15 protein-coding genes are annotated in these 19,175 nt (G+C 69.1%); 5 read left to right on the top strand and 10 right to left on the bottom strand.

All coding sequences use genetic code 11. The features are described from left to right. Nucleotides 1–71: 71 nt before the first annotated feature. The 6 genes from G6O69_RS36615 to G6O69_RS36640 all read right to left on the bottom strand — a co-directional run bounded on the left by G6O69_RS36615 (nucleotide 72) and on the right by G6O69_RS36640 (nucleotide 8,063). Complete coding sequence (locus G6O69_RS36615; RefSeq protein WP_172301327.1) at nucleotides 72–773, bottom strand: hypothetical protein; 702 nt, start codon at nucleotides 771–773, stop codon at nucleotides 72–74. Nucleotides 774–971: 198 nt separating this feature from the next. After that, nucleotides 972–2,924 carry a DNA topoisomerase IV subunit B gene (locus G6O69_RS36620; RefSeq protein WP_172301329.1) on the bottom strand — a complete coding sequence of 651 codons (1,953 nt, stop codon included), beginning with the start codon at nucleotides 2,922–2,924 and terminating at the stop codon, nucleotides 972–974. Continuing rightward, complete coding sequence (locus G6O69_RS36625; RefSeq protein ID WP_172301331.1) at nucleotides 2,924–5,419, bottom strand: DNA topoisomerase IV subunit A; 2,496 nt, start codon at nucleotides 5,417–5,419, stop codon at nucleotides 2,924–2,926. Before G6O69_RS36625 ends, G6O69_RS36620 begins: the two co-directional genes overlap by 1 nt. Nucleotides 5,420–5,613: 194 nt before the next feature. Further along, entirely contained in the window at nucleotides 5,614–6,753 is a 1,140-nt protein-coding gene (locus G6O69_RS36630) for a metallophosphoesterase (RefSeq protein WP_172301333.1), read from the bottom strand. Nucleotides 6,754–6,764: 11 nt separating this feature from the next. Next, nucleotides 6,765–7,163, bottom strand: a complete 399-nt coding sequence (locus G6O69_RS36635; protein ID WP_172301335.1) for a TraR/DksA family transcriptional regulator — start codon at nucleotides 7,161–7,163, stop codon at nucleotides 6,765–6,767. 24 nt (nucleotides 7,164–7,187) lie between these two features. After that, nucleotides 7,188–8,063, bottom strand: coding sequence for a hypothetical protein (locus G6O69_RS36640; RefSeq protein ID WP_172301337.1), 876 nt, complete (start codon nucleotides 8,061–8,063; stop codon nucleotides 7,188–7,190). 70 nt (nucleotides 8,064–8,133) lie between these two features. Here G6O69_RS36640 and G6O69_RS36645 point away from each other — a divergent pair, with 70 nt between their 5' ends. The 3 genes from G6O69_RS36645 (at nucleotide 8,134) to G6O69_RS36655 (ending at nucleotide 11,727) form a co-directional block, all read left to right on the top strand. Next, nucleotides 8,134–9,282, top strand: a complete 1,149-nt coding sequence (locus G6O69_RS36645; protein ID WP_172301338.1) for an FIST C-terminal domain-containing protein — start codon at nucleotides 8,134–8,136, stop codon at nucleotides 9,280–9,282. A 116-nt stretch (nucleotides 9,283–9,398) separates the two neighbouring features. Next, the gene (locus tag G6O69_RS36650) at nucleotides 9,399–11,072 is read left to right on the top strand and encodes an ATP-binding protein (RefSeq protein WP_172301340.1); all 1,674 of its coding nucleotides are present in this window, start codon (nucleotides 9,399–9,401) and stop codon (nucleotides 11,070–11,072) included. Nucleotides 11,073–11,151: 79 nt separating this feature from the next. Next, complete coding sequence (locus G6O69_RS36655; protein ID WP_172301342.1) at nucleotides 11,152–11,727, top strand: hypothetical protein; 576 nt, start codon at nucleotides 11,152–11,154, stop codon at nucleotides 11,725–11,727. Nucleotides 11,728–11,783: 56 nt separating this feature from the next. Here G6O69_RS36655 and G6O69_RS36660 read toward each other — a convergent pair whose 3' ends face one another. Then, nucleotides 11,784–12,950, bottom strand: coding sequence for a putative metal-binding motif-containing protein (locus G6O69_RS36660; RefSeq protein WP_172301344.1), 1,167 nt, complete (start codon nucleotides 12,948–12,950; stop codon nucleotides 11,784–11,786). Between the two features lie 191 nt (nucleotides 12,951–13,141). Between G6O69_RS36660 and G6O69_RS36665 the strand changes: the two genes are divergently transcribed. Continuing rightward, nucleotides 13,142–13,786 carry a YqaA family protein gene (locus tag G6O69_RS36665; protein WP_346016983.1) on the top strand — a complete coding sequence of 215 codons (645 nt, stop codon included), beginning with the start codon at nucleotides 13,142–13,144 and terminating at the stop codon, nucleotides 13,784–13,786. Between the two features lie 88 nt (nucleotides 13,787–13,874). On the opposite strand, the gene G6O69_RS36670 is transcribed toward G6O69_RS36665, so the two are convergent. From G6O69_RS36670 to G6O69_RS36680, 3 genes are all read right to left on the bottom strand, one after another. Then, nucleotides 13,875–14,486, bottom strand: a complete 612-nt coding sequence (locus tag G6O69_RS36670) for a hypothetical protein (RefSeq protein ID WP_176396529.1) — start codon at nucleotides 14,484–14,486, stop codon at nucleotides 13,875–13,877. A 670-nt stretch (nucleotides 14,487–15,156) separates the two neighbouring features. Continuing rightward, complete coding sequence (gene mreC, locus G6O69_RS36675) at nucleotides 15,157–16,041, bottom strand: rod shape-determining protein MreC (protein ID WP_172301348.1); 885 nt, start codon at nucleotides 16,039–16,041, stop codon at nucleotides 15,157–15,159. Nucleotides 16,042–16,081: 40 nt separating this feature from the next. After that, entirely contained in the window at nucleotides 16,082–17,116 is a 1,035-nt protein-coding gene (locus G6O69_RS36680; RefSeq protein ID WP_172301350.1) for a rod shape-determining protein, read from the bottom strand. A 255-nt stretch (nucleotides 17,117–17,371) separates the two neighbouring features. Here G6O69_RS36680 and G6O69_RS36685 point away from each other — a divergent pair, with 255 nt between their 5' ends. After that, nucleotides 17,372–19,147 (top strand): peptidylprolyl isomerase, encoded by a 1,776-nt coding sequence (locus G6O69_RS36685; protein ID WP_172301352.1) that lies wholly within the window; start codon nucleotides 17,372–17,374, stop codon nucleotides 19,145–19,147. Nucleotides 19,148–19,175 lie beyond the last annotated feature (28 nt).

The raw sequence follows: 19,175 nt of genomic DNA on the forward strand, positions 1-19,175 counted from the left end.
CGCAGAAGGCCGCGGACGAGCCCGCGGGAGGGCGTGTCAGCGCACGCCGCGAGCGACGCAGACCTGCTCGCTCAGATCGAGGTCCACCACCAGCCCTCGTCGCAGGACGCCTCGACGCTCACGAGCTGCGTGCGCAAGCAGTCGAAGCGCGCCTGGTCGTCCTCCTCCGCCAGGCAGGCTTCGAAGTAGGTCGCGTCCTCGAGCGCGCCGAGCTCCGCCTCGCTGACGTCCTGGCTGAGGTCGTAGACTCCCCAGACCCGGGAGATCGCCGATCCGTCGTCGAGGATCAGCGTGTAACCCTCGACCCGCTCCATCCCGGAGTAGGCGTCGTAGTCCCAGTGCAAGTAGCCCGGGGTCCGATCCCGCAGGGCCTCGAGCGCGCAGGTCAGGGCGTCCGGATTTTCCACCGTGAAGGTCGCGTCGTCGGCGAGGGTGGCGATCACGGTGTCGCACAGCTGCTCCCCGCAGGTCGGCAGGTTCGGATCCTCGGGGCCCGAGGGCATGTTGTCGTCCGTGTAGGGCTCGTCGATGATGCACGAGCAGCTCTCGGGCAGCTCCTCGCCCGTGGTCGTGTCCGTCTCGGTCTCCGTGTCCGAGTCCTCGCCCGTGGTCGTGTCTCCCGCGCTCTCCTCGGAGGAGCTCTCCTCGCCGTCGTCGCCCCCATCCCCGCCGTCATCCGTGCAGCCGCTCAGGACGGGGAGGCAAAGGCAGAGCACGGGCAAGAGCAGGCGGGCGCGCCCGCGAAGACCCTGGATATTCGAATTCATCGACATGGCTCGCCTCTATAGCTCAATTGCAGGAAACGCCCATTGCACTGCCAGTTGCGTATTCACGGCAACATCGCGGCGCAGCGAGATTCACAAAAACCCTTCCTTGGCTTTTTAGTTTCATCCCCCCACCCAAAACACAGCGGGCGACCCAATCGGGCCGCCCGCAGACGCTGTGTTCGAGACCGGGCGAGCCCGGGGCGATCAGATGTCGAGCTCGTCGGCCTCGGACGCGCGCTCCATGATGAACTGGTAGCGCATCGACGCGTCCTTGCCCATGAGGTCGTGGATCGTGCGATCCGTGGCCAGCTCGTCCTCGATGCCCACGCGGATCAGCTGGCGCTTCTTGGGATCCAAGGTCGTGTCGCGCAGGGTCTTGGGCATCATCTCGCCAAGACCCTTGAAGCGCTGGATCTCCGGCTTGCCGCGCTTGATGCCCGCGAGGATGCGCTGGAGGTGGGCGTCGTCGGCCGCCCAGTGCGTCTCCTTGCCCACGTCCACGCGAAACAGCGGCGGCTGGGCCAGGTAGACGTGGCCGGTGCGGATCAGCTCCGGCATGTACTTGTAGAAGAAGGTCAGCAGCAAGGTCGCGATGTGGTGGCCGTCGGAGTCGGCGTCCATCAGCAGGATCACGCGATCGTAGCGCAGCCGGCTGACGTCGAAGTCCTTGCCGATCCCGCAGCCGAGGGCCTTGACGATGTTGCCGAGCTCCTCGTTCTTGGCGACCTTGGCCAGGCTCGCCTGGGCGGCGTTGAGCACCTTGCCGCGCAGGGGCAAGATCGCCTGGGTGTTGCGGTCGCGGCCCATCTTGGCCGAGCCGCCGGCGGAGTCACCCTCGACGATGAACAGCTCGGACTTGCGCGGGTCACTGCTCGCGCAGTCGGCCAGCTTGCCCGGGAGGTTGACCCGCGCCTGGCCGGCGGCCTTGCGCGTGACCGAGGAGACCGCGGCCCGCGAGGCCGCCCGCGCCCGCGAGGCCAGGATGATCCGCGCGACGATCGCGTCGCCGACGCTGCGGTTCTCGTGCAGCCACTGCTCGAGGGCCGGGGCGACGGCGCTCTCGACTTGATTGGCGACCTCGGGGTTGTTGAGCCGGTTTTTGGTCTGGCTCTGGAACTGCGGCTCGAGCACGTAGACGGAGATCAGCGCGAGCAGGCCCTCGCGGATGTCCTCGAGGCCGATGCTCACGCCCTTGGGCTCGAGCTTGTGCGCGGCCACGTAGGCGCGGATCGCCTTGCCCAGGCCGCTGCGCAGGCCCTTCTCGTGCGTCCCGCCGTCGGGCGTGGGCACGCCGTTGACGTAGGAATTGATCGTGGTGTCGGTGGCCTCGGTCCACGCCAGGGCGAGCTCGAGGCGCGGCTCCTCGTTGCGCTCGAGATAGAACTGGCCGCTGTGCACGGCTCGCTTGCCGCGCACGGCGACGAGCTTGTCGAGGTACTCGGCGATGCCCTCGGCGTGGTGGAAGGTCTCGGTCTTGCCCGTGGCCTGGTCCGTGAAGCTGATCTTCAGGCCCTTGTGCAGGTAGCTCTTGGCCTCGATGCGCTGGCGGAGCACGTCGGGGTCGAGGGTCGCCTTGGCCCCGAAGATCTCGGGGTCCGGGCGCAGGAACACCTCGGTCCCGGTCCCGCGCGCGCTGCCCGACTTGCGCATCTTCCCCTGGAGCACGCCGCGGTCGAAGACCACCTCGTGGATCTTGCCGCTGCGCTTGACCCGGACCTCGAGGCGCTCGGCGAGGGCGTTGGCCACGGCCGCGCCCACGCCGTGCAGACCGCCGGAGTGCTTGTAGCTCTCGCCGTCGAACTTCCCGCCGGCGCCCAGCTGGGTGAACACGGCGACCACCGCCGGCATCTTGAGCTCGGGGTGCTTGTCGACCGGGATGCCGCGGCCGTCGTCGATGATCGTGATCCCGCGGTGGTCGGCCTCGAGCACGACCTCGATCTTGCTCGCGTGGCCGTTGATGACCTCGTCCACCGAGTTGTCGAGGATCTCCCACACGATGTGGTGCAGGCCGTCCTTGTTGACCCCGCCGATGTACATGCCCGGGCGGGCGCGGACGTGGTCGATGTTCTGGAGGATCTGGATCGACTCGGCGCCGTAGCCCCCGCCACCGGTCTTGCGCTTGCCCGTCTTGGTCTTGGTGGTCTTGGTCTTGGCCATCATTCACTCTCCACGAGGCCGAGCTCGACGAGGCGTGCCGCGCCGGCTTCGAAGTCGGGGGTCTCGGGCAAAGGCGCGCTCACGGCCTCGACCGAGCCGCGCTTCATGATCGGGCGGCCCTTGCCGCCGCGGTTGGTGACCGTGGCCTTGGCCGCGCTGATCTTGATCGTCCCGCCGGAGGACTTTTGGATCTCGACGGTGGTCTTGGCCTTCCAGCAGGCCAGGACCTCGTCCTTGGCCTCGAGCTTGATCATCGTGACCCCGCGCCCGGGGCCGGCCAGCAAGTTGATGTCCATGACGTTGCAGCACAGCAGCTTGCCCTTGCGGCTCAGCGCGCAGACGTCGTCTTCGGCGTAGACCTGGAACACGTCGACGAACTCGTCGCCGGACTTGAGCTTGCCGAAGAGTCGGCCGTTGCGGGTGCTCGGCTCGCGGTGCGGCCACAGCGTGAAGCGCAGGGCCAGGCCGCCCTTGGACACGGCCAGGAAGTGCGGGTAGGGCTCCTCGTACTCCTCGCCCAGGTCGGGCTTCTCGGCCGCGGCGAACTCCGGCATGAAGCGCGAGTCCGTGGTCGCCGCGCCGATCACCTTCTCGCCGTCCTTGAACTTGAACAGCTGCTGGATCGGCGTGCCGTGGCCCGAGGAGGCCGGCACGTCGTTGATGCGCAGCACGTAGGCCGAGCCGCGGTTGGAGAACAACACCACGCTCTCGCGGGTGCTGCCCCCGAGCAGGGCCAGGGGCGCGTCGCCGTCGCGCATCCGCGTGCTCTCGAGGTTCACGCTGCGCTGGCGCTTGATCCAGCCGTCGCGGGTCACGAGGACCATGGCGTCCTCCTCGATGATGAAGGACTCGGCCGAGAACTCCTCGGTCAGGTCCTCGGCGTCGATCCGCGTGCGCCGGCGGTCACCAAACTCGGCGACCAGGGCCTCGAGCTCGTCCTTGACCACCTTCCACAGCTTCGCCTCGCTCTTGAGGATCGCGCGGATCTTCTTGGCCTGCTTGCGCTTGTCCTCGAGCTCCTCGCGGATCTTGAGGATCTCGAGCTTGGCGAGCTTGTAGAGCCGGGTCTCGAGGATCGCGTCGGCCTGGATCTGGTCCAAGTCGAAGGCCTTGATCAGCTTCTTGGCCGCGTCCTGGCGCCCGTCGCTGCCGCGGATCAGCTTGATCGCGCGGTCGAGGGCGTCGAAGATCTTCTCGAAGCCCTCGAGGATGTGGATGCGCTCCTCGAGCTTGCGCAGGTCGTACTCGAAGCGCCGGCGGACCGTGAGCAGGCGGAAGTCGAGGAACTCGCGCAGGATCGACTTGAGGTCGAGGCGCGCCGGGGCCGAGACCTCGGGGTTCGCCGTGGGCACGAGCACCGTGAGGTCGAGCTTGACCGTGGTCTGCAAGCGCGTGTGCTTGAACAGGTAGGCCATGACCAGCTCGGGGTCGACCTCGACCTTGGGGTCGAGCTCGATCTCCACGCGGATGTCCTCGGTGCTCAGGTCCTGGACCCCGATGACCATGGGCAGCTTCTTGCCCAGGATGATCTGGCCGATCTCCTCGACCAGGGCGCTCTTCTCCACGCCCCAGGGCACCTCGGTGATCACGATCATCGGGTTGCGCCCGGCCTTCTTCTTGGACCCACGGCCGTCGGCCGGCTTGCCCTCCTCGAAGGTCCAGCTCCCGCGCAGCTTGAAGGTGGACTTGCCCTGCTCGTAGGCCTGGCGCAGCTCCGTGCGCGAGGCGACCAGCTGGCCGCCGGTCGGGAAGTCCGGGCCCTTGAGCTTGCCCATCAGCTTGGCGACCGTGGCCTCGGGGTCGTCGATCAGCATCAAGCTCGCGCGCACGACCTCGCCGAGGTTGTGCGGCGGGATCGCGGTCGCCATGCCCACGGCGATGCCCGTGGCCCCGTTGACCAGGATGTTGGGGAAGCGGGCCGGGAGCACGATCGGCTCGTTGCCCGTGCCGTCGAAGGTCGGCCGAAAGTGGACGGTGTCGCGCTTGAGCTCCTCGAGCAGCTCGCTCGACAGCGCCGTCAGCTTGGCCTCGGTGTAGCGGTAGGCGGCCGCCGAGTCGCCGTCGATCGAGCCGAAGTTGCCCTGACCGTCGACCAGCGGCATGCGCATGTTGAAGGCCTGAGCCATGCGCACCATGGCGTCGTAGACCGCCGTGTCGCCGTGCGGGTGATACTTACCGATCACGTCACCGACGACCTTGGCGCTCTTGCGGTGGCGCGCGTCGTGGGTCAGCCGCAGATCGTTGAACATCGTGAACAAGATCCGCCGCTGGACCGGCTTGAGGCCGTCGCGGACGTCGGGGATGGCCCGCGCCGTGATCACGCTCAGCGCGTAGTTGAGGTACTTGCGGCGGGCGTGCTCGGCGAGGTCACCCTCGACGACGCCAGCGCTGCCGCCGGAGCCTTGTCCGGCAGGGGCCGCCTCCTCACCCTTGGGCTTTCGGCGGGCTTCCGGGGGCTGATCTGGCGGGACGGGGATGAGCTCGAGCTGGGGCATCGATCGCGGAAAGTGGTTTGATTCCGGGGGCTTGGAGCGCCCCTCGGGATACTTGGTGCCGAGGGTACACGTTTGGAGATCCGGGTCAAACTTTCAGCAGGGGAAGCGGCCAGCGCCGGCTGCGCGTGACCTGGCTCGGATCACGGTCGCCCGGCTCGGCGACACCCGAGTCAGCCCGATCGTTCTCGGCCCGCTCAGCCCTCGCGCAGGACCTCGAGCTCGCCCCCGCGCAGCTCGAGCACCTGCAGCGGCCCGCCGTAGTAGGCCGCCATGCCCACGTCGATCATCCACACCTTGCCGTCGCAGGCCGAGCCGATGCCCTCCTTGTGGACGGTGTGGCCGACGATCATCCGCGCGACGCCGAGCGCGTCGAGGGCCTCGTCGAGCAGGGCGCAGTCTGCCTCGTCGGGCTGGTCGGAGTAGTGGCGACTCCACACCGGCCCGTCGGGATCGATGATCGCCTTGGGCGGCTCGCGCAGCTCGCCGCGCAAGAAGGCCTGGCCGTCGGCGTTGACCGCCTCGAAGCGCCGGGCGTAGTCGGGCAGCACCCCGCCGTGGACGAAGGCGCTGTCGCCGACGACCAAGATCGTGTTGCGCTTGGCGAGCTCGAGGGCCCAGGGCATGCCCGGCATGAAGGCGGCGACGCGGGCTCGGGCCTCCTCGGGCACGCGCGCCATGACCGCGGCCAGGCGCGGATCCTCGGGGTCGACCCCGGGGGCGTCCTCGAAGTCCTCGAAGCCGCCGGGGGTCACGTAGCGCAGATCCCCGAGGGCGTTCATGTACTCGTGGTTGCCGTTGAGCAGGTGCACGGCGCCGCCGGCCGCCTCGGCCTCGTGCTGGAGCCGCGCGAGGAGCTCGAGGATGGCCTGCTCACCGTCGCCGCGGTCGAGCTGGTCGCCGGTCTGGACCAAGACCAGCTCGCCGCCGATCCAGTGGTCCTCTCCGTCGATGGCTCCGGCCAGGCGAAGGGCCCGACGCGTGGCCTCGAGGTCACCGTGGACGTCGCCAATCGCGACCAGGCGCGCGGGCGCGTCGTAGCGGCTCTTGGCCGCGGGCAGCTCGCCCGGGAGGATCTCGGCGGCCTGGCTGCCCACGCCCTCGGCCGCGGCGCCAGCGGCCGCTGCTCCCCCAGCGCCCTCGCCTTCGCCCTTGCCGGCCAAAGACGGCCCCGGCGCGTCCTCGATGGAGACCTTCCGCACCGCGCTGGCGTCACGCTGCGCGTCGAGCTCGTGGGCCGCCGGCGGCTTGGTGCAGGCGAGCGCCAAGCTCGACACCGCGCTCAGCACGACAAAGGAAGCACGGAAGAGGGCTCGAGCCTGGGGGCGGGCGCGCATGGTGACTCGATTCAGTAGGCGATGGGCTCGTCGCCGTGCGGGTCCTCGACCCCGCCCTCACCCTCGAGGGCCTCCTGGGCCGCGGCGGTGTAGCGCGTGGTCGGGCGCAGCTCGAGGCGGCGGAAGGGGATCGGCTCGTCGGTCTCCTCGCAGATCCCGTAGCTGCCCTCGTCCATGCGCGCGAGCGCGGCCTCGACCTCGGTGAGGCGGGCCCGGTCGCGGGTCAGGAGCTGGCGCGCTCGGTAGCGGCCCGCCTCGTGGGCGGCGGCATCCTCGACGTCACCGGGGTCGACGTTGGTGTTCTCGGCGACCTCCTGGCCGCCCGTGCTCACGCGCCCACGCAGCTGCTCCGCCTCGTCCTCGAGGGCGGCACGCAGCCGCGCGACTTGATCTTTGGACAGGTGCTCCATGGATCCCGCACCCGCGATGGTGACTCACTGGGCAGACAGGCTCAAGGGCAGCTGCGCGGTCGCGCCGGCGGCCGCCGCCAGCGTCCAGCCCTCGGCGACGGAGGCCAGGCATGCACGCAGCGCCTCGCCCAGGACCTCGGCGCCGCCAACGTCGACCTCGGTGACCTTCCCGGAGGCGTCGAAGCGCAACCCCAAGGTCGCGCGCCCGAGCTGGCTGGCGTCCTTGCTCAGAGCCATGGCGTGGCAGGTCTCGAGCCCGCGCAGGTCGGCCTCGGCGAGCTCGCGCAGGGCCACGGCCGTCGCCGCCTTGGCGCCGCGGATCTCCGGCGTGCCCACGCTGACCTTGGGACGCTTGCGCGTGCGATCACCCGCGCCAAAGCTCAGGGCGTCCCCATCGACCCCCACGCCGGCCTTGAACCCGGCGTCGAACTCGTCTTGGGTGAGGGTCGACTCGTCGAGCAGGGCGAGCAATTCGGCGTCGGCCTCGGGCGTCCCGGGCGCGGGGCCCGAGGGCAGCTCGGGTGCCAGCGGATCCGACCTGGAATCTGCCTCGCCCGCCGCCGCGACCTCGACCGATCCGTCACCCTCTTCGGCCTCGCTCGCGTCAGAAGTATCAGGCGTATCGGGCGTATCAGTGACTACACCCCCAGCCGTGGCCGCCCCCTCGACCGCCTGCTCCCCCTCGATCGTCGCGGCCACGCGCGCGCGCTCCTGAGCGGCCGTAGGCGGCAGCTCCTCGAGCGCGGGCGAACCTTCGCCAGCCTCGGCGGTGGGGCTCGGCGCGGCCTCGGCCACGCGCGGCTCGACCTGCTCGACCGACGCCGCCCCTTCATCTTTTGCGCAGCTCGACGAGGCGAGCACAGTCAGGACCGGGGCGAGAGCGAGCAGGGAGCGGCGCACCGAGCAATTGATGTCCGGGCGCGCCCGCGGGTCAAGGCCCCCCGCGGTGCAAACGCGCTATGCTCGAACAATGCCGGCGGCGGCATGGAAGCACCACTGCCCCCAGGCCACCGCGGGGGCCATCGCTAGGGCCGCCCAGCGCCTCGACCTGCGCGCGGACGACTGCCTGCTCGCGCTCGTCGCCGAGGGCGGCGACCCGGATCTCGAGGCCATCGTCGCCGCCCTGTCCGAGGCGCCCTGTCCCTTCTTTGGCGGGCTCTTCCCCGAGCTGTTGATCGCCGGCGCCCGGCACCGCGAGGGCGCGCTGCTCCTGCGCGTCCCCAGCCTCGCCGCGCCCCTGGCCGTCGCCGACTTCGACGCGCCCGAGGCCGCCCTCGCCAGCTTGGCCGCGGTCTTGCCCGCCGCCGGCGAGCCTCCGGCCACGCTCTTCGTGCTCGTCGACGGCCTCGCCCCCGGGCTCTCGCGCCTGCTCGAGGCGACCTACGACGAATTCGGCGATCGCGTGCGCTACTGGGGCGGCGGCGCCGGGACCAGCGACTTCGCGGCGCGCCCTTGCCTGTTCACGCGCGCGGGCGTGTTCCAAGGCGGCGCCGTGCTGTGCATGAGCAGCCTGCACGCCAGCTTGGGCGTCCGCCACGGCTGGCACGCCTTCCGCGGCCCATTGGTCGCAACCCGAGCCCAGGGCAACGAGGTCCTCCAGCTCAACTGGCGCCCGGCCTTTTCGGTCTACGCCGAGCACGTGGGTGAGCACCTCGGGCGCACCGTCACCCCCGACGAGGTGTTCGAGGTCACGCGCAGCTATCCCCTGGGCCTCCAGCGCCAGGGTCGGGAATTCGTGGTCCGCGATCCCGTGGCCACCCGAGAGTCCGGCGCGCTGCGCTGCGTCGGCGACGTGCCCCAAAACGCGGTGCTCTCGATCCTCCACGGCGACCCCGACAGCCTGATCGCCGCCGCCGAGCAGGCCGCCCGCGAGGCCGCCCGCGCCGACCCGAGCGCGGACACCTGCTACTGCCTGATCGCCGACTGCATCTCGCGCGTGTTCTTCCTCGGCGAGCGCTTCGCGGCCGAGCTCGAGGCGATCACCCGCGGGCTCGGGCCGCTCGCCCAGCGCTGCCCGCCGCTCGGCGTGGCGACCCTCGGCGAGATCTCGTCGCGCGGAGACGGCTACATCGAGCTCTTCAACAAGACCTGCGTCATCGCCACGCTCCACCAGCCCTGAGCCCACGAGCGCCTCTGATCCTTCCCACGACGTCTCCCCCTTTTCCCTCCCCCGTCTCTCCCTTTCCCCCCTTCCCCCCCTCTCCCTTTCCCCCTGCCCGCCAGCGCTTCGAGGCCGTGGACAGCCCAGACCAGACCTTCGCGGACATCTGCGTGCTCTACGAGCTCGCGCTCGCGAGCGGGAGCTCCCTCGATCTGCGCGAGACCTGCCGCGGCTTCGTCTCGACCCTGGCCGCGCGCAAGGGCTTCTCCTACGTGGCGGTGTGGCTGCGCGACGACGCCCTGACGCTGACCGAGCTCGACGCGGTCCCCGAGACCTTGACCCTCTTCCACGCGGCCCCGCGCTCCAAGATCCACGCGCGGCGCATCAGCGGCGCGGACCCGCTGTGGCGCCGCGTCTGCGCCGGGCCGTTCTCGCTCGCGCCCGACTCTCACGAGCACGAGCACGAGCCCAGGGCCCCGACGAACACCCGCGCCTTCTTCCCCCTCTGCGGCCTCGGCATGCTCGAGGTCCACGGCCACCGCGACCTCCCCCTCGGCCCCGTCGAGCTCGCCCAGCTCGACACGGTGATCCGCCACTTCGCCGCGGCCATCGATCGCTGCTTGACCCACAGCCACCTGGTGCTCGAGATCGCCGAGCGCGAGCGCGCCGAGCAAGAGGCCCGGCGCATGCAGGCCCGGCTGCAGGAAGCCCGCAAGCTCGAGGCCGTCAGCCGCCTCGCCGGCGGCATCGCCCACGACTTCAACAACCTGCTGATGAGCATCCTCGGCACCGTCGAGCTCATGCGCCTCGACGCCGAGGACCCCGCGCTCCAGGCCGACCTCGATCAGATCACCACCGATGGCGAGCGCGCCGCGGCGCTGACCAAGCAGCTGCTGACCTTCGCGCGCACCAAGCAGGCCAGGGCCGAGCCCGTCGAGCTCGACGCCGTGGTCCGCGAGGCCGTCGAGCTGCTCCGCCACCGGCCCGACTCGGGGATCGAGCTGGTCCTCGACCTCGAGCTCGACGCCCGCTGCGTCCGCGGCGTGCCGGCCTCGCTGCGCGAGCTCGTCCTCGACCTGGCCTTCAACGCCCGCGACGCCATGCCCGAGGGCGGCAGCTTGACGATCTCGACCCGCGCCGAAGCTGCGCCGGCCAGCGGCGAGCCTCAGCTGGTCTTGCGCGTCAGCGACACCGGCGAGGGCATGACCCCCGAGGTGGCCGAGCGCGCCTTCGAGCCCTTCTTCACCACCAAGGAGCTCGGCAAGGGCTCGGGCCTGGGGCTCGCCGCCGCCTATGGCGTCGTGCGCAGCCACGGCGGCGAGATCAGCACGCACAGCAGCCCGGGGCTCGGCACCACCTTCGAGGTCCGCCTGCCCGAGCTCGCCGCGCCCTGCAAGCCCGAGCGCGACCTGGCGAACCTCGGCCCGCGCTTCGCCGCTCCCGGCCTGGTGCTGCTCGTGGACGACAGCGCGGGCCCGCGCCAGGTCGCCTCGCGCCTGCTCTCTCGCCTCGGCTTCGAGGTCATGGCCGCCCCCGATGGGCCGACCGCCCTCGACCTGCTCCGCGCCCGCAGCGACGAGCTGCGCGGCGCGGTCCTCGACGTGCGCATGCCCGGCATGAACGGCGTCGAGACCCTCCGGCGCCTGCGCGAGCTCAACCCCGAGCTGCCCGTGGTCATGGCCTCGGGCTACGCCGACCCCGAGCACCTCGACGAGCTCGCCACCCTCGGCGTCCACGACGTGCTGCGCAAGCCCTACACCCTCGACGAGCTCGGCGGGGCGCTCGCGCGGGTGCTCGCCAGCGCGTGACACTCGGCGGCTCTGCCCGCCCCCAACCCGAGCGCGCCGCGACCCCAAAAAAGCACTGACGGATGCACCGCCGCCGGCGATGGCCGCCGGTGAGATGCGAGACAACACTCGACCCCTTCACCGCCCCTCGACCACCGCCTTGTTCATCGCCCTCGTCTGCGCCCCGCTCGCGGCCTGCGACAGCGAGGAGATCGAGACGACCGACATGCTCGAGCTCTCGGACGGCGAGTTCGGCGGCGACGAATTCCGAGCGGCCAACTACTACATCCCCGTCGGCACCCACGACGTCGCCAACTGCGACACCATCGCCGGCTGGGTCAAGGACGGCGACACGACCGCCCCGACTTGGGTGACGATCCACCGCGACGCCGCCTGGCCCAACGGCCAGGAGGTCGCCGTGGTCCAGGCCAACCTCTACCGCGCCGACCTCGACTTCGCCGACAAAAACCACGGCTTCTCGATCCCCACCCCGGCCTCGCTCAAGACCGGGCTGCCGGTGCGCCTGTACATCCACGGCATCAACGTCGACGCCAACGGCGACTGGGACGTCAACGCCCTCAGCCCGCTGCTCAGCCAGACCGGCAAGGAGATCTGTTGCGGAGACCTGTGCGACTTCGACTCTGGCGGGGACTTCGTCGACATCCCCCAGCAGTGAGGTCGGCGCGGCCGCGAGTCTGGAGCGCTGCGCTCCAGGCTCGCGCCGCATGCCGCTCAGCGCACCCAGACGACGTAGGCCACTCCGCCGTCGGGGTAGTTGATCTTGAACCCGTCCTCGTAGTTGCGAAACATCCACCCCGCGCCGTCGGTCCCGCAGGCGGTCATCCCCATGTTGCGCTCCGTCGACTCGGAGAAGTCCCAGCCCGAGCCCAAGTTGTTGTGGGTCTTGCAGTCGTCGTAGGCGCCAGCCGGCTTGTTGACCTGCCCCTCCCCCTCGTCGGCGTAGGACTTGGCGCCCCCGCACCAGTAGTAGCCGTTGGGGTCGTTGTAGAGCAGGTATCCGTTTTGACCAAAGTCGATGCGCAGGTCGTCACGCGAGATCCACTCGCTGAGATAGCCCTCGTCGCCGCCTGCGTAGGCCGCCAGGCGCAGCTGCGTGTACTCGAAGTCGTTGAGGTCGAGCCAGGCCTGGACCCCGTCCGAGACCTCGCTCGAGGCCAGGCTCGGACCGACCGCGAGCTGCTGGTTCTCGACGTAGCCGTCGCCAAAGTCACCGACGTCAGACCCCTCGTTGACCGAGTTGATGATCAGCGCGGCGGTCATGCCCTCTTCGGTCATGTCGCACCACACCTCCACGGGCTCGCCGCCCTCGTCGACGCCCTCGGGATCGATCAGGTAGACCCCGTCCTCGATCCCCGCGCCAGAGTCGTAGATCGCCTTGCAGGTCCGGCCCAGGGCGCAGACGTCGTTGGCGTCGGGGTAGGCCTCGGGGTCGTTGTCGTTACAGTCCCCGCCCTGACCGATCGAGTCCGGGGGCTGGAGGCAGGACGCGGTCGACGAGCTCTCGTCACCGTAGCCGTCCATGTCCGCGTCGGTGTACCAAAGCGGCGCATCGACGGCGTCGTTGTCCACGAGCTCGTCGCAATCGTTGTCCTTCTCGTCGCAGATCTCCTCCGCGCCTGGATAGACCTCTGGATCGTCGTCGTCGCAGTCGAGGCTCGCCGGCACGCCGTCCATGTCCGCGTCGGGATCGCTGGCGTCCGTCGTCTCCGTCTCGGCGCTCTCGCTCTCCCCGCTGCCCTCGGCGCTCTCGCCTTCCCCGCTCTCGCTCTCCCCGCTCTCCTCGCTCCCCTGGCTCTCCCCGCTGTCGCCGATCTCGTCGTCACTGTCGGCGCTCGCCTCCACGATGTCGTCGCCGCAGCCCAGGCTCGACGCGATCACGAGACACAACGCAGCGCTCCCAGAACACAAAGAAAGTCGCTTCATCTTCCTCCTGTGCCATCTTCACGCATCGCGTGCAAGCGGTATTAGCGCACCTTCATCCCCCCACGCTCCCTCGGTGCACCTCAGCGCACCTGGCGCATTTGGCCGCTTCGTGCGGACCTTCGGCCAGACTGCTAGCTTCCCGGCCCGTGACCGCCGAAGACGCCCAGACGCCCACCTCCGAGCCCGCGCAGGCGCCCAGCAAGCCCAACGTGCTCCGTCGGCTCTACGACTGGGTGCTGGGCTGGGCGGACAGCCGCTACGGGCTCCCGGCCCTCTTCGTCCTCGCCCTCGCCGAGTCGAGCTTCTTCCCCATCCCGCCGGACGTGCTGCTGATCGCCCTTGGCATCGCGGCCCCCACCCGGGCGTTTCGCTTCGCCCTGTGGTGCACGATCGGCTCGGTGATCGGCGGCGTGATTGGCTACTACATCGGCTACGCGGTCTGGTCGAGCGTGGAGCCGATGATCATCCCGCGGCTCTTCTCCGCGGATAAATTCGAACACGCCACCAACTACTATCACGAATACGGCGTTGCGATCGTGTTCGCTGCCGGGTTCTCGCCGATCCCCTACAAGGTGTTCACGATCGCCGCCGGCGTCGCCAAGATCAACCTCCCGGCCTTCATTGCGACCAGCGTGGTCGGCCGGGGCGCCCGCTTCTTTTTGGTCGCCGCCGTCGTCCGCCGCTACGGCGACGCCGCCCGCGACTTCATCGACCGCTACTTCAACCTGGTCACGCTGGCGTTCACGGCCCTGCTGGTCGGTGCCTTCTTGCTGATCAAGGTCGTGCTCTGAATCCCGAGCGCTGAACTCCCCGGGCAAACAAAAAGGGCGGCAGCGACCTCGGTCGCTCCGCCCTCTTTGCATGCCCGCGCCGGCGAGCTCAGGTCAGCATGTCCATGGCCATGAAGCGATCCCCGTGGAGCGCCGCCGCGAGGCCGGGGCCTTCGACGACCTGACGGGTCGGGAGCTCGACGTCGTCGCTGTGATAGGCGACCCAGGAGATGTCCGCCTCGAGGAAGAGCGCCCGCTGGGTCGCCCAGGCCTCGCGGGAGCCCCCGCGGACGTAGAGCCGCACGAAGCCCGGCACCCGAGCCCAGCCCTCGCCGGGGTGCGCCCCGGAGGGGACCCAGCGCAGCTCTCGATCCTCACCACCGGCGCTCATCTGCCCGTACCAGGCGCGCCAGGGGTTGGGGATGCGCTCCCGAAAGCGCCTGCGGTGGTCGAACTCCGCCCAGTGCAGCTCGAAGTCCTCGGCGCTGATCTCTTCGGCGTCGGGGTGCTTGACCATGTAACCGACGCTGACCGGACGCCGCAGCAGGATATCCTCGGGAGAGAAGCGCACGCCCTCGGCGTGAACCTGAAGCTGGCGATGCACCCAGCCCTCGCGGTCGACCTCGTAGAGGGTCACACCCGGGGCTCCATCCTCGCTGCCCTTGTACATCCTGATGTAGCGCATTCCCTGCTTCTCCTCGGAGCCTCTACGCCGGCGCATCCATGGCCGTCGGCGAGAGCTCGATCGATGATTCGATCTAAACAGTCGACAGAAGGGTGTTGAATTCAATCAATCGAATGAAGGTTTCAACTTTGGATCCCGTATCTGTTCGACAATTCTGGTGTACAACGTGGGCGCGTGGATTTCAACATGTATATCAAAAAAATCCAGTGGAGCTGAATTCGTCCCTTTTAGGTACATGGTACCACCCTGGACCATCTCCGATGGGGGGCGAATGTGGTTCGCGCTCAGAGCGCAACACCCAACTAAAACGTCGATATCTGCTTTCGAAGCCCAGAAACGTGATTCAGAGTACAAGTTCTGAGGTGTTTATAAATGAGAAACTAGACCGATTTGGTGGCTGAGTGAAGCACCCACAAGTAGGCGCATGTCACGCTCTTCCAGTCTAGCTGAATTTTCAAGCCTGGCGCGAGCAGCGCAAGAGCGCGCTGAAGCGTGCTCTACAAAGCCTCAAATAGGCCCGAATTCGCACCTCAATGGCCCATTGGGACAGTTACAAATAACTACACTCGGCCTCGTCGACATGTGTCAATGTCCTCAACGTGATACCCAGGTACTCACTTTGGAGCCGCCTGAACGCTGATATTCCGCTACCGAGTGCAGCCATAGGGGGCTCAGGCCCCAGCACCGCAGCCAGAACCACAGCCGCTCAGTGCAGCGGAGACAGGCCGCGCCCGGGCAGCCGCGGCCTGGGCTTTCCGGCCTGCGGATCTGCCTCTGGCGCGTTGGCGAGGACGATCCAGACCATATCGAGGCGATCGAAGCGGACGCTGGGCACGACGTCGACGATCTGCGCGTCGACCTTGCGATCCACGACTGTCACCCGACCCACGGGGTGGCCCTTGGGAAAGAGGTCGTCGACACCCGAGGTCTGGATGACATCACCCTCGACCACCGGCTCGTCACAGGAGATGATTCGAACCCGACACTGATCCTCGCCCAGGCCCTCGAGGATGCCGGGGCAGCGCGTCCTGGCGACCTCGACGGCGATCTTGCTCTCGGGGTCGGTGATCAGCATGACGTCGGCGTGCTCGGCGTGGGTCCGGTTGATCCGGCCCACGACGCCGTCGGGGGCGAGCACGGCCATGCCGGGGCGCACGTAGTCGTCGCCGCGGTCGACGGAGATCTTGACCACGCGGAAGAAGGGCGACTGCTCCACGCCGGTGACCGCGGCCGAGAGCAGATCCTCTGGCACCTGGTCACGCATCTGGAGGGCACGACGCAGCTGGCGGTTCTCTTCGCGCAGCTGGGCGAGCTCGACGAGCTGGCGCTTGTGCTCGCGGTTTTGCTCCTCCAGGCGCTCCTTCTCGTCGAGCATCCGCGCCTGAAAGACCCAGCGCTCGAAGAAACTCCCGACCCAGCGCGCCGAGTAGGTGACCCCCGCCTCGAGCGGCGCGCCGATGCGGTGCACGGCGCGGTCGAAGCCGTTCATCCGGTGGGGGTCCTGGATCGTGCTGCGCAGCAGGAGGATCGGGATGGCCAGCAAGAAGACCACGATCGCGCCGCTGCGGACGTCGCGAAGAGAGACTGCCATGCGCCCGCTCTCCCGCGGCTAGCCGCCGCTACACTCGCCGCTACTCAATGGCGACCTCGCGCAGGATGTCGATCTCGTCGAGGGCCGCGCCCGAACCGAGCACGACGGCGAAGTCGGGCTCGTCGCACAGGAACACCGGCAGGCCGGTCTCCTCGGACAGGAGCACGTCGAGGTTGCGCAGCTGCGCGGCCCCGCCGGTGAGCACGATGCCCTTGTCGACGATGTCGGCGCACAGCTCCGGAGGCGCGCGCTCGAGGACCACGCGCACGGCGTCGACGATGGCCGAGACGGGCTCCGAGAGCGCCTCGCGGATCTCGTCGGAGTCGATCAGCACGGTCTTGGGGATCCCGGCGACGAGATCTCGCCCCTTGACCTCCATGGTCATGACCACGTCCGTGGGCGCCGCCGTGCCGATCTCGATCTTGACCTTCTCGGCGGTGCGCTCGCCGATCAGCAGGTTGTACTTGCGCTTGATGTGCTGGACGATCGCCTCGTCCATCTTGTCGCCGCCGACGCGCACGCTCTTGCAGGCGACGATCCCGGCCAGGGAGATCACCGCGACCTCGGCGGTGCCACCGCCGATGTCGACGACCATGTTGCCGCCGGGCTCGGTGATCGGCAGGCCCGCGCCGATCGCCGCGGCCATCGGCTCTTCGATCAAGAACACCTCGCGCGCGCCAGCGGCCAGGGCCGAGTCACGCACGGCCCGCTTCTCGACCTCGGTGATCCCCGAGGGCACGCAGATGATGATCCGCGGCTTGACCAGGGTCTGGCGGTTGTGCGCGCGGTTGATGAAGTGCCGCATCATCGCCTCGGTGACCTCGAAGTCGGCGATCACCCCGTCTTTCATCGGGCGAATGGCGACGATGTTGCCAGGCGTGCGGCCGAGCATCTCCTTGGCCTCCTTACCGACCGCGAGCACGCGCTTGACGACGCCGCCCTGCTTTTGAACCGCGACCACGCTGGGCTCGTGCGCGACGATGCCCTTGCCCTTGACATAGGTCAGCGTCGTGGCCGTCCCGAGGTCGATGGCCATGTCGTTGGAGAAGAGGCCGTATACCCAGTCGAAGAGCATGCGACGTGCAGGCTGCGGTCGGCCCGGGGGCGCGCTCGCAACCGCTGTGGGATACACGGGCAGACCCCCGCGAGCAAGTGGCCACAGCGGGGACGCCACAGACACCGGAGCGCAGCGTGAACAGCCCGCCAGAGTGGGTGGCTGTGTATCTGCGCAGGTGTTTGCTCACAGCGGCCTCTGGTCCGCCACAGCTCGCGCGATCCCCGAGGGGGCCCCCTACGCAAGGCCGCGCGATGGCAGTAAGGTGCCCGCCCCATGCTCGGCAGCGAACGCGGAAAAGGCGGCAACCTGATCACCTGGTTGATCCTGGGCGTGCTCGCCCTGGCCTTTGGCCTGACCTTTGGCCTGCCCTCGGATCAGCTCTCGCTGGGCGAGGCCGGGCTGGCCCGGGTCTTCGGCACCAACGTGACCAAAGAAGACTTCGCCTATCAGCAGCGGGCGCTCACCACGGTGATGAACACGCTGCCCGAAGGTGAGATGGCCCAAAAATGGGGCGTGCGCGAGGAGGTCTTCGAGGCCGTCATCGAGCGCCTCGTCCTCGTCCACACCGGCGAGGAGCTCGGCCTCACCGTCGAGACTCACGACGCCGAGGTGATGACCCGCGACGGCTACTTCATGGTCCTCGACCTCGAGCGCTCCTACCCCTGGGCCTTCGACGGCAAGTTCGACTACAAACAATTCAAGAATCAGTTCTTGAGCGGCTACTTCCTGGTCTCGGAGCAGCGCTACCTCGAGACCCAGCGCCAGGAGATGCTCGCCCGCCAGGTCCGCGACCTGCTGTCCTCGGCCGCCGTCGTGCCCGAGGCCGAGCTGTGGGAGCGCTACGAGGAAGAGAACAACCAGCTCTCGATCCGCTACGTGCGCCTGCCCTACAACGACTACGCCGAGCTCGTCGATCCCACCGACGCCGAGGTCGAGGGCTGGATCGCCGAGCACGGTGACGAGCTCGCCGAGATCTACGAGCGCGAGGCCGCGCGCTTCCTCAAGCTGCCCGCCGAGGTCGACCTGCGCCTGATCGAGATCGCCAAGCCCACGGCGCCGCCCGAGGGCGCCGAGGCCGAGCTGCTCGCGCTGCACGCCGACAACCTCGCCCGCGCCAGGGCCAAGATCGAGGGCGCCCGCACGTCGATCGTCGACTCCGGTGAGCCCTTCGCCGCCGTCGCGCGCCGCCTGTCCGAGGACCCCGACACCGCCCGCTCCGGCGGCCGCTACGGCTGGACCCAGGTCGCGGGCACCGGCAGCGGCCTCGATCGCGCCGTCGACAAGGCGGCCGAGGGCCTCGCCGACAACGAGGTGTCCGAGATCATCGAGGGCGAGGAGTCCTTCTTCCTGGTCACCGTCGCCGGCCACCGCGAGGGCGACGTCCCCGAGGAAGACGCCAAGCGCGAGCTCGCCGAGGAGGCCGTGCGCACCGCTCGTGGCCGCGAGCTCGCTCGCCAGGCCGCCGAGGAGGCCCTGCTCGCCGTCAAAAACGGCAAGGACATGGCCAAGCTCTTCGACGCCAGCGACGAGACCATCGAGGACTATGGCGTGAGCGAGAGCCCCGCGAGCCGGCCCAAGCACCAGGTCGAGGAGACGGGGCTGTTCACCCATGGCCGCCCGATCCCCGGCCTCGGGGCCAACCCGGAGCTGAGCGACAAGGCCTGGGCCGGCGACCTCGACTCGCCCCTGCTCGACGAGGTCTTCGAAGTCGCTGGTGGCTACCTCGTCGCCGAGCTCGTCGACAAGCAGACCGCCGACCGCGAGGGCTTCGCGGCCGCCCGCGAGGAGCTCTACGACAACGCCGCGCGCTTGCGCGCGAACGGGGTCGTCAGCGGCTTCACCAAGCGGCAGTGCCTGCTCGGCAAGGCCCGCACCCAGCTGCGCATCAACGAGAAGAGCGTCGACAAGATCATGAGCTACGACGGCAACCCGCTCGTCGACGAGGCCGGCAACAGGCTCACGCCCCCCTACAAGGTCTGCTCGCGCGTCGGCGATCGCGGCGGCCTGCTCCAGCTCGCGGCCCTGCAAAGCCGCGGCGTCGGTCGCTAGCCCCAGCTGCTCGCGCCAACTCTCGGCG

This window comes from Pseudenhygromyxa sp. WMMC2535, from assembly GCF_011083025.2.